Consider the following 12570-nt stretch of genomic DNA (forward strand, 5'->3'; position numbering starts at 1 on the left):
CGGTCGCCTTACTATTACCCCGTGACTTCGGTGGTGACGCGTGACGCGGGCATGGCGGATAATGCTGTGACTCGATCGACACGCACTTATCAGGTCCGTACCTACGGCTGTCAGATGAACGTTCATGATTCCGAGCGGTTGGCGGGTTTGCTCGAGGCCTCCGGTTACCAGCGGGCGGCTGACGACGCAGATGTTGGAGACGCTGATGTGGTGGTCTTCAACACCTGCGCTGTTCGTGAGAACGCCGACAACAGGCTCTACGGTAACCTCAGCCACCTGGCGCTGCGCAAGCGGCAAAATCCCGACATGCAAATCGCGGTAGGTGGCTGCCTGGCTCAGAAAGACCGACACGCGGTGTTGAGCAAGGCGCCGTGGGTCGATATTGTTTTCGGCACTCACAACCTGGGATCACTGCCCACGCTCCTCGAACGGGCTCGCCACAACAAGGTCGCCCAGGTGGAAATCGTCGACGCGCTGCAACAGTTTCCGTCAGCGCTGCCGAGTGCCCGCGAATGCGATTATGCTGCTTGGGTGTCCATCTCTGTTGGATGCAATAACAGCTGCACCTTCTGTATTGTTCCGTCGCTACGAGGTAGGGAGGTCGATCGCAGTCCGGAGGACATCCTGACTGAGGTGGGAGCACTGGTTGCTGACGGCGTGATAGAAGTAACCTTGTTGGGGCAGAATGTAAATGCTTACAGGGGCTCTTTCGCTGACCCGGCGCTTCCCCGCAATCGTGGTTCCTTCGCCGCGTTGCTGCGGGCCTGCGGGCGTATCGATGGACTCGAACGCGTGCGGTTCACCTCTCCGCATCCTGCCGAGTTCACCGACGATGTCATCGAGGCAATGGCGCAGACGCCCAATGTGTGTCCCGCCTTGCATATGCCGTTGCAGTCCGGGTCCGACCTGGTGCTACGTGCGATGCGGCGGTCCTACCGTGTCGAGCGTTATCTTGGCATCGTCGGCCGGGTTCGGGCGGCCATGCCACACGCCGCCATCACCACCGATCTCATTGTGGGATTTCCCGGTGAGACCGAGGAGGACTTTGCGGCCACGCTTGACGTGGTGCGCCAGGTTCGGTTTGCGACGGCGTTTACCTTCCAGTACTCCAGCCGCCCCGGCACCCCGGCTGCTGAACTTGGCGAGCAGCTGCCGAAGTCCGTTGTGCAGGAACGCTACGAACGGCTAGTTGAGCTGCAGGAACAGATCTGTATGGAGGAAAATCGTGTGCTGATCGGGCGGACTGTCGAATTGTTAGTCACCACCGGCGAAGGACGCAAAGACGCCCGCACCGCGCGCAGGACTGGGCGCGCACGCGACGGCCGGTTGGTGCATTTCGCCTTGGACAAGCCGTGGGACGCGCAGGTGCGGCCCGGTGATATCATCACCGTGGTGATTACTGAAGCAGCACCGCACCATCTGATCGCCGATGCGGGCATATTAACTCACCGCCGTACCCGTGCCGGGGACGCACACGCAGCCAGGCAGTGCTCACGTAGCATTGGGCTTGGCCAAATTCCTTTGGGCATGCCGAGTATCGGGCAGCATTCGGCTTCGATGTGGTCTGCCGGATGTGCCCGATGAACGAAGAACACAATATCGTGGACTTCCCGGATTCGCATGCCCTCTGGGCTGCGCTTGAGGCAGAGAAGCGCCGGGTCGCACGTGAGATCGATCCTGGAGCAAAGGTTTTCGTCGTAGTAGCGGTCCTGGTGTTGGTGCTGCTGGGATCGTTCATCTTGCCACACACCGGTCAGGTGCGGGGTTGGGATGTGCTGTTCGATAGCCACGGCACCGGAGTGGCCGCGATGGCATTGCCTTCGCGGATATTCGCCTGGCTGTCGCTGGTATTCGGTATCGGTTTCTCGATGCTGGCGTTGATGACCCGGCGTTGGGTGCTGGCCTGGGTTGCGCTGGTGGGTGTGGCGATAGCCAGCATCGTTGGGCTGCTGGCTGTGTGGTCGCGCCAGACCGTGGTTGCGGGTCAGCCGGGTCCTGGGGTGGGGCTCATCGTGGGGTGGATAACGCTGATCTTGTTGACGTTTCACTGGGCCCGCGTGGTGTGGTCGAGTACGGTCGTGCAACTCGCTATCGAGGAGTAGCAGCGTCGGGTTGTTGCGCAGCAGCAGTCAAAGACACTACTGGACGGCTTGTACAGCGCTAGTAACCCGGACACCAGGACACCATCGGATCCCCAAGTCGGTCGCTAGGGTCTACGGGTCGACGCTTCAGCTGCGGCTTCAGTCCACCGCCGCACTGTTCGGCCTTGGTCTCTTAGGTTTTTTGATTCGGGCGGCCGCCGCTGCCTTGCGGGCCTGCCGTTCTAACTGCTCAGCCCGGGTTCGGAATTGCTCGGCGCGCGCCTGAGTCTGGGGATCGCACCAATCCGATTCACCGGCTTTGCATACCTTTTCTTAACGGCGTGCAGCCGTTGCTCCAACTTAGCGGACCTTATCTAGGAGGACCCGATCGATCGCGTTCCATTTTTTGGTGATCGAGTGCGGCGTTGTTCTCGCGGCTTCGTGGTTGGCGGTGTCGAGTTTTTCTGCCTCAGCCAGCAACGGCCTTTTTGGCGGTGGCATTGGCCCGCAACTCGGCGTCTTTTTCCGCTGACGCGGCATTGCGAGCCGTGAATAAGCAGTCCTGGGCCGTTTTGAAGCGGCGCCACAGGGACGTCGATTTCTTGGGTTGTTTGTCCAGCAGTCTTCCATTCGGCGAGCAGCTTTCGGAATTCTGCGCTCTTGGTAGTCCACTCGGTGGAGTTAGACAGCTCTTCGGCGCGTTCGCAGAGCCGTTCTTTGGATTGCCTGATGCCAGAACGCTCCCGGTCGAGCTTGGAGAAATGTGATCCCCGTCGCCGGTTGGAGGTTTCTCGGGCCGCCGAATAGCGCTTCCCCAGCGTGTCGTTGACCTTTCGGTCTAAGGCCTCTGATTGTCTTCCATTCTTCGAGGATCGCGTGTAACCGTTAGCCGGCGACTTTCCAGTGGGTTGAGTTGGCGGCCAGATCTTCGGCCTCGGCGGCCAACGCCTCCTTGCACGCGGTCTACGTGACCCGACGCTCGTCTCGTCGGGAGCGATCCGCGACGACGATAACGTCGACGTTTGCCAGCAGTTTCGCCAACCGGGTGGCGGGCGCGTCGATGTCGCCCAATACGCATGCCGTAGGCAACGTTTCGGCCAGCGCTGCTGCATTGGCCTTGATCTTGTGGGCATCGTCGGTATTCTATGCCAGCTGCTCCTTCATCAGCGTGACCTCGGTGCTCAGATCGTCGAATCGGCCACCGAATACGAGGGAATCACCGCCCGCGTTGATAAGCTACACTGTGCCGTCGTTATCCACGCGTCCGAATCGGTGTGGGTCGCTGGGCGGGAATGTTGCCATCGGGTGGGTGGTGGGGCGGGGACTAGGATGTGGTCATGGACGTGGCACCGGCTTGGGCGAATCGTTGTCCGGGATTCGTCGGTCGTCATGTGTTGGTCAACCTAACCCTTTTGACCACCCCTTTGCGCGATCGTTGTTTCGCGCTCCTGCTGCGTGTGGCGGCACCTTGGCACGGTCGGGGACGCCTGGTGTGGCTTGGTAGCTGTCATCTCGACTCTTATACCATTCCCAACAGTATTGAAGCAGCTTGGCGGACTATAAGTCGTCACCTGTTTTCGGTGTTGGTCCGGGTTCCTGGGTCGGCGGCTTTCGCGAAAGGTTCGAGTTGCGAATAGCTCAGGCTTTTCCGACCAGCCGTAGAGCTGGTTGAGGTTGGGTCCTGCTGGATCTCCTTGGCCAGAACGGTCATCAGGTTCGTCCGCGTTGGTCCATACCAGCGCCGGGCTACTATCTTGGGCCACGCAAAAGACCATGCAGCCTAGTTATGGGGTTGCCGGGGCAGTGCCAACTGGTTGGTGACCTAGGTTTTCCGGGACAGTTCACCATGATGTTCGGTGCGCAGGATCTCATCGAAGAAGTGGCGCGATGTGTAGGTAGCCCCAAACACCGTGTAGATTGCTCTAGACTGGCTGCCGGCATGCACGCGTTCTTATTGCATAAAACTCTAGCAGTTCTTTCGACCAGGTGTATGTCCAGCAACTTGCCGGCGTTGCGGGGCTTCGTGTTGCATGCGAAATGCTGGCTTGCGGCTGAGCGTCTCCGACATCAGCTATAGCTCCACCACCCACTGTCGGACGGCGCCGAATGGCCTAATAGATCTCGCCTATGCCGTCTTGACTCATTCGCCGCTTGAGATAGTAGGGCCCAATCGGGCCCCCATTCGCGAACCACGCACGGTGGCGCTCATCGCTTCCTACTTAACTAATAGGCAATCGCACCAATAAGGCACCCTTGCCGGCCGACCTACCGACCGCAATATCCTGGCCTAGTAACATAATGGTAATTTTTCATTAATCTGGGCACACGAAAATTTCTTATCCGAAAAAGTTTCGTTAGCTGTGTCAAGTGAAACCATGCTCGGTCAAAGCCGGTGCGGTGATCCAAGGAGTTGACCTGTCGGATTCTCTTGTCGCGACAAGATTTCTTCAATTAAGGCATTCACGCGTTGTAGCGCAAATTTTTTTCAGATTGATCTGAGTGGCCGGCACCAACGCCCCCAGCCGGTTCCTGCAGTGGCTAAACGCGATTGACCTGAAGCTGTCGGATCCCGCTATGCATTACATGGTGTATCTGGCCGAGACGAGCACCGCTTGCATTAGCCGGGATCATTTGCGTTGTAGGGGCATTGCCAAGGGTCAGGAAAGCAGGACTGGTTGAGCACCCTAGTGGTCGCCGTCATGTCAATCAGCGGTTTGCGGGCCGTAAATCTTACGCCGGTGGCAAAGCAGTCCAATTTGGAAGGAAAGTTCCGTTGTGTCCCTTATCCAGCGCGCAGGAGTCATTATTGGACGGTTGCTTAACCGAAGCGTTATCTGGCGGCTTCGGGACGGATGTCAGTGTGAGGTCGCCGATAGCCAACGTGCACATTGCAGCGTTGCTCGCCTTGGTGGCTGCGCTGATCGTCGGTGTCGGGTATGTGATTCTCCGGCAGGTTACCGACAAAGAGGTCGGCTACCTCGTGCTAGTCTATCTTCCGCTACTTCTAGTGGTGGTTGTCGTGAATGTGGCCCTGGCCCGCGACGAAGCTGCCATGATCGACGCCGAAACCAGCGGAATGGGGCCGCCGGCTAGCTCGCTGTCTCCTAGGAGCCCGACGGACGCTGATCTCATGGCTTGACTGAGTTAATAACAAATCGATTCTGACCGTCTCACGGTTAGTACGACGACTTCGCTGAGCCCGGTACCGTGTCCGAGAACATCGTGTTACTCGGTTTTTCGATGTCCTGGGGGGCGGACGGAGAGGGAGCCCCACAGCGAAGGGATATGTCGGCGTTGCTCGCCCTGGCTGCTGCGCTGCTATCGGACATCGGTGACGTGGTCCGTCAGCAGTCCGCGTAGGAGATCACCGAGAAACAGATTGGTCAATTTGAGCTCTTCCGCTTGTCAGTGCGCGACGGCCGGTAGTTGCAGGGCTATCGGCAATTACGCGTTGCAGGCAGCAACACTAGTGCCGGGGTCGGGAGGCTGCTGGCAGTGATGATCTTTGAGCGGTCGTCATTCTGGGCCGGTTTGTTGACCGCCTCATTGCCGATATCGGTCGTGGCCAAATCGTTGGTCGGATCGATGCTGAGCATTGTCGTGCTCGGCGAGTCGATGAAACACACACACACACGTTTGTGCTTGTTGCGGGAATTTTGCTGGTTATCATCGCGACCGTGGCGTGGCCCATGGCGAGGGTGCATCTATATCGAGGAAGGTTGCAGAGAAACTCTCCAGAAAAACGTTGGGGGATAGTGTTTGGGGGATAGTGTATTGTGGGATGGGGCGAGGGGAAAGCCATCGACCTGCGTAGCGCACTTGATTTTCGGTTTGGGCTAAGATCCCATTGCGGGTATCGCAGGGCAGTCGACCTCGTTTATGGTGTTCGAAATCCGCGGTACCAGTGGCGTCGATTCGTTGTATCGCCGAGAAGTTAGTTTGGTTGCGTGCTGAGCGCTATCGCTATCGTTCCGTCTGCCCCGGTGCTTGTTCCTGAGCTTACCGGGGCAGCGGCTGCCGAAGTGGCCGACCTAAGGTCCGCGGTGCTGGCGGTGGCCGCTTGCCTGCCCCCGTGCTGGATTGTTGTCGGAACGGGTCGTGCAGACGACGTCGTGGGCCCCGGAGGCCGCCCAGGCACCTTCGCGGGTTTCGGTGCTGACGTGCAGGTTCGACTGTCACCACAGGTCGGTGACGAGGCTGAGTTGCCGGTTGACTTCCCGGTGTGTGCACTGATCGCCGCCTGGGTGCGGGGCCAGTCCCAGCTGGACGCCAGTGCGCAGGTGAGGGTGTATTGCGGCGACTACGATCCCGACGTGGCGTTGGCCTGCGGCAGGCAATTGCGCGTAGAGATTGAGCAGGCGCCCGAGCCGATTGGAGTATTGGTCGTTGCTGACGGCGCTACCACCTTGACGTCGAGTTCCCCCGGCGGCTATGACCCTGCTGCCGCCGATGCCGAGCTAACTCTCGATGACGCCCTGGCAAGTGGCGACGTCGCGGCCTTGACCCGGCTGTCTCGTCAGATCTCGGGGCGAGTGGCATTCCAGGTGTTGGCCGGGCTGATCGAGACAGGGCCGCGGTCGGCGAAGGAATTGTATCGGGGAGCACCCTACGGTGTGGGATATTTCGTTGGTGTCTGGCAGCTATGAGGCCACTCGCGATTGTCGGTCCGACGGGTGTCGGTAAGTCGGAACTGGCACTCGACGTCATCGAGCGACTTGGCGGCCAGGTTAGCGCGGAGATCGTCAATGCTGATGCTATGCAGCTCTATCGCGGTATGGACATTGGCACAGCGAAGTTGCCTGTTGCGGCGCGTCGAGGGGTCCCGCACTATCAACTTGACGTCCTGGACGTCACCGAAACTGCGACGGTTGTCAACTATCAGCGGGCTGCCGCCGCCGATATTGAGACGATCGTGGCCCGTGGAGTGGTGCCGGTCGTGGTGGGTGGTTCGATGCTTTATGTACAGTCGCTGCTCGACGACTGGTCGTTTCCGGGGACCGATCCGGCCGTGCGCGCGCGGTGGGAGCAGCAACTTGCCGAGGTCGGGGTGGGTAGGCTGCACGCGGAACTGGCCCGTCGTGACCTGGAAGCAGCCGCGGCAATCCTGCCTACCGACAGCCGGCGCACCGTGCGGGCACTCGAGGTAGTCGAGCTCACTGGAAAGCCCTTCGCCGCGTCCGCGCCGCGCATCGGTGCCCCGCGGTGGGACACCGTGATAGTCGGATTAGATTGTGACAGAAAGATTCTCAGTGAGAGGTTGGTGCGGCGCACTGACTTAATGTTCGGGCAAGGTCTGGTCGATGAGGTACGCATGCTGTTACGCTGGGGTCTGCGCGACGGGGTCACCGCTTCACGAGCGCTGGGATACGCTCAAGTGCTCACGGCACTTGACGCTGGAGGGGACGCCGGCCATCTGGATGAGGCGCGCCATCAAACCTACTTGGGCCATCGACGTTACGCGAAACGACAGCAGTCGTGGTTTCATCGAGACCACCGAGTGCACTGGCTCGACGTTGGTACAGTCGATCGCGTCGGAGTCGTCGACGACGCTTTGCGGTTGTGGCGGAACGCATCTTGACCTGGGTTATCCCCGCTGGCAACGATACAGAGCGCAGCGATGAGTAGGAGAGCGGCGCACATGATCTTCGCCAAGGGGCACGGCACCCAAAATGACTTTGTGCTGCTGCCTGACGTCGAGGCTGATGTGACGTTCACCGCCGCCCAGGTGGCTGCATTATGCGACCGGCGCCAAGGACTGGGTGCCGACGGCGTGCTCCGGGTTACTACCGCGGGGGCAGCAGTGACGGCCGGTGTGATCGAGCGCCTGCCTGACGGTGTCAGCGGCTCCGACTGGTACATGGATTACCGCAACGCCGACGGGTCGGCGGCGCAGATGTGCGGCAATGGTGTGCGGGTGTTCGCGCATTACCTGCGTGCCAGCGGCTTGGAGTCCCGCGATGAATTCGTCGTTGGGTCATTGGCTGGCCCGCGATCGGTTAACGTACACCATGTCGACCAGCTCAACGCTGACGTCACCGTAGACATGGGTAAGGCTAACTTGCTGGGCAGTGGGGGGCCGGCCTTTGCGGTTACTGTCGGCGGGAGGCGATTTTCCGGTGTAGCGGTAGACGTGGGTAACCCACACCTGGCGTGCATGGATCCGCAGCTGAGTTTGGAAGAGCTCGCAGCTCTGGACGTGGGTGCGCCGGTGCACCTCGACTGCGTGCAGTTCCCAGACGGGGTCAATATCGAAGTGCTCACCGCACCGGTCGACGGAGTGGTCCAGATGCGAGTCCACGAGCGCGGGGTGGGTGAAACCCGGTCGTGCGGTACCGGAACTGTCGCGGCTGCGGTCGCTGCGTTGGCAAGTGCCGGCGCCGACACTGGGACGCTTACCGTCAGGGTGCCGGGTGGCGACGTTGTCATCACCATCACCGACTTGACCAGCTACTTGCGTGGACCATCGGTGTTAGTGGCGCACGGCGAACTCGCGGACGCCTGGTGGTGCTCGTTGGCGCGCAGATATTAGAATTTATTCGGATGCGCGCCCAGCTACGAAGTGCCGCCATCGGATACTGGCTATGACATATCCAGATTCGTCCAATAGGGATTCTGCAGACTTTCCGGATCGCTGGGACTTGCTGGACTCGGTGCCTAGCACCGGTGAGCTTGCCTTTCATGACCGATCAGCGCTACGCCGGGTTGTCGGGCTGTCCACCGAACTCGCTGATGTTTCCGAGGTCGAGTACCGCCAACTGCGGCTGGAACGGGTGGTATTGGTTGGTGTGTGGACTGAGGGCAGTGCGGCCGACAATCAGGCCAGTATGGTCGAACTTGCAACCCTGGCCGAGACCGCTGGTTCGCAGGTTCTCGAAGGCCTCATCCAGCGCCGCGATCGGCCCGATCCGTCGACCTACATCGGCTCTGGCAAAGTGTCTGAATTGCGTGAGGTGGTGTTGGCCACCGGCGCTGACACCGTCATTTGCGACGGTGAACTGTCTCCCGCGCAGCTGACCGCGCTGGAGAAGGCGGTCAAGGCGAAGGTCATAGACCGCACCGCGCTGATTCTTGACATTTTCTCTCAGCACGCGACAAGCCGAGAGGGCAAAGCGCAGGTGTTGTTGGCTCAAATGGAGTATATGCTGCCGCGGTTACGCGGCTGGGGTGAGTCGATGTCACGGCAGGCTGGTGGTCGAGTCGGCGGCAGCGGCGGAGGAGTGGGCCTGCGCGGTCCTGGTGAGACCAAAATTGAGACCGATCGGCGCCGCATCCGGAAACGGATGGCCAAGCTGCGTCGGGAGATCGGCGCTATGAAGCAGGCCCGCGACACCCAGCGAAGCCGCCGGTTGCACAGCGACATTCCTTCGATCGCCATCGTCGGCTACACCAACGCCGGCAAGTCCAGTGTGCTGAACGCGCTGACCGGGGCGTGGGTGCTAGTGCAGGACGCGTTGTTCGCCACACTAGAACCCACCACCCGGCACGCAGAATTCGATAACGGTCAGTCGTTCGTGCTCACCGACACTGTGGGGTTCGTTCGCCATCTGCCTACTCAGCTGGTCGAAGCATTTCTTTCCACACTTGAAGAGGTCGTTGACGCCGACCTGTTGTTGCATGTCGTCGACGGCTCAGATGCCAACCCGTTGGCCCAGATTAATGCTGTCCGTCAGGTGATCTTTGAGGTTATTTCCGATCACCAGGGCGGTGGTGTGGAGGCGCCGCATGAGCTGCTGGTGGTCAACAAGATCGACGCCGCAAGCGCTCTGATGCTGGCCAAGCTTCGTCACAGGTTGCCAGGCGCCGTGTTCATTTCAGCTCGCACCGGAGACGGTATCGACGTGTTGCGGCGACGGATAGCCGAGCTCGTTGTGGCCACCGATACCGCTGTAGACGTGGTCATCCCGTATGACCGCGGTGATCTAGTGGCTAGCCTGCACGCCAACGGGCGAGTTCAGCACGCAGAGCACAACTCGAACGGCACCCGGATCAAGGCCCGGGTTCCCGTGGCATTGGCCGCCCGCTTGCAGGAGTTCTCGGCCGACCGATAGTTTTGGCCGGTCAGATGTCACTGAGGTTGTAGTCACCGCCGGTGTGCGGCGCATCGCTTGATTGGTTAGTTGGTGGGTCGGGCGGCAAGCTGTTGACCAACCATCCGGTTGATGCATTTTGGGCGGCGAAGTTCCTGTTCGCCGGAGGTCGTGTCATGAGTGGTGCCATCAACTACCAGCGTACTTTTCCACCTTGAGCATGAATTGTTTCGTGAATCCTACTGGGGTTTTTTCGATCGCTACGTTGCGCCGTACTACGGCGCATGGAGGAAAGTGAAGATCGTCGATAAGGAGGGTGTGGCTCGAGGCTGGCAAACAGGGCTTTATCGGGATGGCGGCGTCCGAAGAGTACGATGGTGGCGGTAACTCGATTTTCGATACAACACGATCATCACCAAGAAAACCAACGTCGGGGGCTACAGCGGTATCGTGTTCGGCTTACACAACGACATCGTGTCCCCGTACCTGTTGTTCTTGGCCACTGAGGAGAAAAAGCAGCGCTGGTTGTCTAAATTCTGCACCGGGAAACTGATCAGCGCGATGGCGATGACCGAACCGGGGACTGGCAGTGATTGCAGGGTATCGCGACCCGCGCGGTCAAGCAGGGGGATCACTCCATACTTAATGGAGTAAAGATGTTCATCACCAACGGAATCAATTCGGATCTGATGGTCGTGGTAGTGCAAACCGACTCGGACAAGGGTGTGCAGGGCTTTTAGCTTCTTGGCGGCATGGAGGGCTTTGAACTCGGCCGCCATTTAAACAAAATTGGACTGATTGCGTGGGACGTCGCGGAGTTGTCATTCACCAACGTGCAAGTTTCGACGGACAATCTGCTTGGCCAGGAGGGGATGGAGGTGCATCTATCTGATGCAGAACCTGCCGCAGGAGAGGATCTCGATCGCCATCATAGCAGCCTTGGCGATGGATGGGATGCTGGAAAAGACATTGCATTACACCAAAGAGCGCAAAGCTTTTGGCAAGACAAGTGGCCGCTTCCAGAACAGCAATTGCCCACTGGCCGAGTTGGCGATCGAGGCCATCGTGATGTGCATGATGGTTGACGAATTCATCCATCTGCACTTCGAGAAGGCGCTAACCGAGGAATAGGTCACAATGGTGAAGTGGTACGTTGGCGAGCAGCAGCTACCACTGGTCGGCCTTTGCCTTCAACTGCACGGCAGGTACGGCTACATGCGCGAATCGCCTAGTCTCCCGTGCCTATTTCGATTTTCGATGTCCTGGTTCAGACGAACTATAGAAGGATCATCGAGATGATGAAGGAGATTATCGACCGGAGCCTCGGTGTCTAGCGTAAGCCAGTTGTAATTTCAACTAGGTGATCAGCCTTCCGTTGCTATTAATCATGAAATAAATTATTGCGCAATATTTCTTGTCGTTAGTCCCGACTTCCACAGATAGTTGGAACATAGACCAAAAGAATTTCTGTCTTGGTCAGTGTAGATGTGGGATAAGAAGATTTGGGTCGCGTTATTGTATGGCTCGGTGATTTGGGCGGGTTTGGTGAAGCTAACTGCTTTTGATGCACGCTTCGTTACGTTGTGATTCAGTATGTTTTCCGGACCGGAGTTGATCGTAGTACCGGGCTCGGATCCAATGGGCGGCAGTTGGCTCAAACGGTGCATAAGCCTACTTTGATGGTACCAACTGGCCCATGCGGAGGTGGTATCTGTCAGGTTGGCCAGGGTTTGGATTGGTACGCTACGAAATGGGTTTTCGTGGAGGACGTACTCGGTCTTGTAGAGCTCTAGCGTGGTCGCGCGCAGCGCGTTGTGGTAGACGTCGCCGACGTTACCCGAGCGACGGAATCGGACCAGTAGTTATCAGTGTATCGACGAAATGTATTGCAAAATATTGGCTTCCGTCATCCTATCAGTGAATTGCGTTGTTGAAAGCGCGGCTCTGTCGGGCAGGGTAGGTGGTTGCATGGCGCAATGCACGCTCCACGAACGCGGTGTTTTTGGTCCACGAGCATTCCCAGTCGTCGGATCAACACACGGTGTAGGCGTTGATGACGAATGCGGTACAGCCACTCACCGAATATTCATCGGCACAAAGATGCGATCGCTGGCTGTCCAGCGATCGCACTCCCAGCGAAAGTGCTTTCCACTATCTACAAGAAGTCTGCTGCATCGTCAACACGCTTGCTTGTCACCTCTTGGCCACCAAAGTGTAGCAGCGGTTCTGGAAGGCGTGGGTGCCTAGTTTGAACTGCCGCATCTTCCCAACAGCCCGCGCAGCAAGACAATCATCGATCAGAACGACTCATCGTCGCCGACGTCATAGACGGGACTGGGCCATCGTGAGTTAGCACCTGTGTCCTTTGGCGTCACCGTCATCGTGTAGGCCAGGTTCTGGAGTTCTTCAGTGTTCACCTGATGGTCCACCCTCCGATCCGTTGCAGGGCTAGTGATTGAGTT

General features: G+C 58.8%; 9 protein-coding genes and 3 pseudogenes. 9 read left to right on the forward strand and 3 right to left on the reverse strand.

Annotated elements, in window-relative coordinates; genetic code table 11:
- Positions 1 to 51: 51 nt before the first annotated feature.
- Entirely contained in the window at positions 52 to 1584 is a 1533-nt protein-coding gene (miaB, locus tag MLPF_RS09305) for a tRNA (N6-isopentenyl adenosine(37)-C2)-methylthiotransferase MiaB (RefSeq protein WP_236684926.1), read from the forward strand.
- Positions 1581 to 2210 (forward strand): annotated as a pseudogene (locus MLPF_RS09310) (Rv2732c family membrane protein). The gene miaB and the pseudogene MLPF_RS09310 overlap by 4 nt, the downstream one beginning before the upstream one ends.
- On the opposite strand, the pseudogene MLPF_RS09315 reads toward MLPF_RS09310, so the two are convergent.
- A pseudogene (locus MLPF_RS09315) lies at positions 2207 to 3383 on the reverse strand (DUF349 domain-containing protein). The pseudogenes MLPF_RS09310 and MLPF_RS09315 overlap by 4 nt on opposite strands.
- 1471 nt (positions 3384 to 4854) lie before the next feature.
- Between MLPF_RS09315 and MLPF_RS09320 the strand changes: the two are divergent.
- Positions 4855 to 5220 carry a hypothetical protein gene (locus MLPF_RS09320; protein ID WP_162196902.1) on the forward strand — a complete coding sequence of 122 codons (366 nt, stop codon included), beginning with the start codon at positions 4855 to 4857 and terminating at the stop codon, positions 5218 to 5220.
- Between the two features lie 68 nt (positions 5221 to 5288).
- Positions 5289 to 5441, forward strand: coding sequence for a hypothetical protein (locus tag MLPF_RS09325; protein WP_156147034.1), 153 nt, complete (start codon positions 5289 to 5291; stop codon positions 5439 to 5441).
- 74 nt (positions 5442 to 5515) lie between these two features.
- On the opposite strand, the gene MLPF_RS09330 is transcribed toward MLPF_RS09325, so the two are convergent.
- On the reverse strand, positions 5516 to 5707 hold the full coding sequence (locus tag MLPF_RS09330) for a hypothetical protein (RefSeq protein WP_162196903.1): 192 nt from the start codon (positions 5705 to 5707) through the stop codon (positions 5516 to 5518).
- Positions 5708 to 6028: 321 nt separating this feature from the next.
- Between MLPF_RS09330 and MLPF_RS09335 the strand changes: the two genes are divergently transcribed.
- The 5 genes and pseudogenes from MLPF_RS09335 to MLPF_RS09355 all read left to right on the forward strand — a co-directional run bounded on the left by MLPF_RS09335 (position 6029) and on the right by MLPF_RS09355 (position 11442).
- On the forward strand, positions 6029 to 6727 hold the full coding sequence (locus MLPF_RS09335) for a class III extradiol dioxygenase subunit B-like domain-containing protein (RefSeq protein ID WP_045842830.1): 699 nt from the start codon (positions 6029 to 6031) through the stop codon (positions 6725 to 6727).
- Complete coding sequence (gene miaA, locus MLPF_RS09340; protein ID WP_045842831.1) at positions 6724 to 7659, forward strand: tRNA (adenosine(37)-N6)-dimethylallyltransferase MiaA; 936 nt, start codon at positions 6724 to 6726, stop codon at positions 7657 to 7659. Before MLPF_RS09335 ends, miaA begins: the two co-directional genes overlap by 4 nt.
- A gap of 60 nt (positions 7660 to 7719) precedes the next feature.
- A complete protein-coding gene (gene dapF / locus MLPF_RS09345) occupies positions 7720 to 8610 on the forward strand; it encodes a diaminopimelate epimerase (protein WP_045842832.1) in 891 nt (296 codons plus the stop codon).
- A 52-nt stretch (positions 8611 to 8662) separates the two neighbouring features.
- Positions 8663 to 10129 carry a GTPase HflX gene (gene hflX / locus MLPF_RS09350; protein ID WP_045842833.1) on the forward strand — a complete coding sequence of 489 codons (1467 nt, stop codon included), beginning with the start codon at positions 8663 to 8665 and terminating at the stop codon, positions 10127 to 10129.
- 155 nt (positions 10130 to 10284) lie between these two features.
- A pseudogene (locus MLPF_RS09355) lies at positions 10285 to 11442 on the forward strand (acyl-CoA dehydrogenase family protein).
- A 963-nt stretch (positions 11443 to 12405) separates the two neighbouring features.
- Here the strand turns inward: MLPF_RS09355 and MLPF_RS15810 are convergent.
- Positions 12406 to 12537: a hypothetical protein gene (locus MLPF_RS15810; RefSeq protein WP_282435807.1), complete on the reverse strand. Its 132-nt coding sequence runs from the start codon at positions 12535 to 12537 to the stop codon at positions 12406 to 12408.
- Positions 12538 to 12570 lie beyond the last annotated feature (33 nt).

Origin of the sequence: Mycobacterium lepromatosis, assembly GCF_000975265.2 — a bacterium.
GTDB classification, from domain to species: Bacteria; Actinomycetota; Actinomycetes; order Mycobacteriales; family Mycobacteriaceae; genus Mycobacterium; species Mycobacterium lepromatosis.

What these genes read in the sequence shown, in the direction of transcription:
- miaB (WP_236684926.1), top strand. Translation starts at nt 52, where the DNA reads ATGGCGGATAATGCTGTGACTCGATCGACACGCACTTATCAGGTCCGT.
- miaA (WP_045842831.1), top strand. Translation starts at nt 6,724, where the DNA reads ATGAGGCCACTCGCGATTGTCGGTCCGACGGGTGTCGGTAAGTCGGAA.
- dapF (WP_045842832.1), top strand. Translation starts at nt 7,720, where the DNA reads ATGATCTTCGCCAAGGGGCACGGCACCCAAAATGACTTTGTGCTGCTG.
- hflX (WP_045842833.1), top strand. Translation starts at nt 8,663, where the DNA reads ATGACATATCCAGATTCGTCCAATAGGGATTCTGCAGACTTTCCGGAT.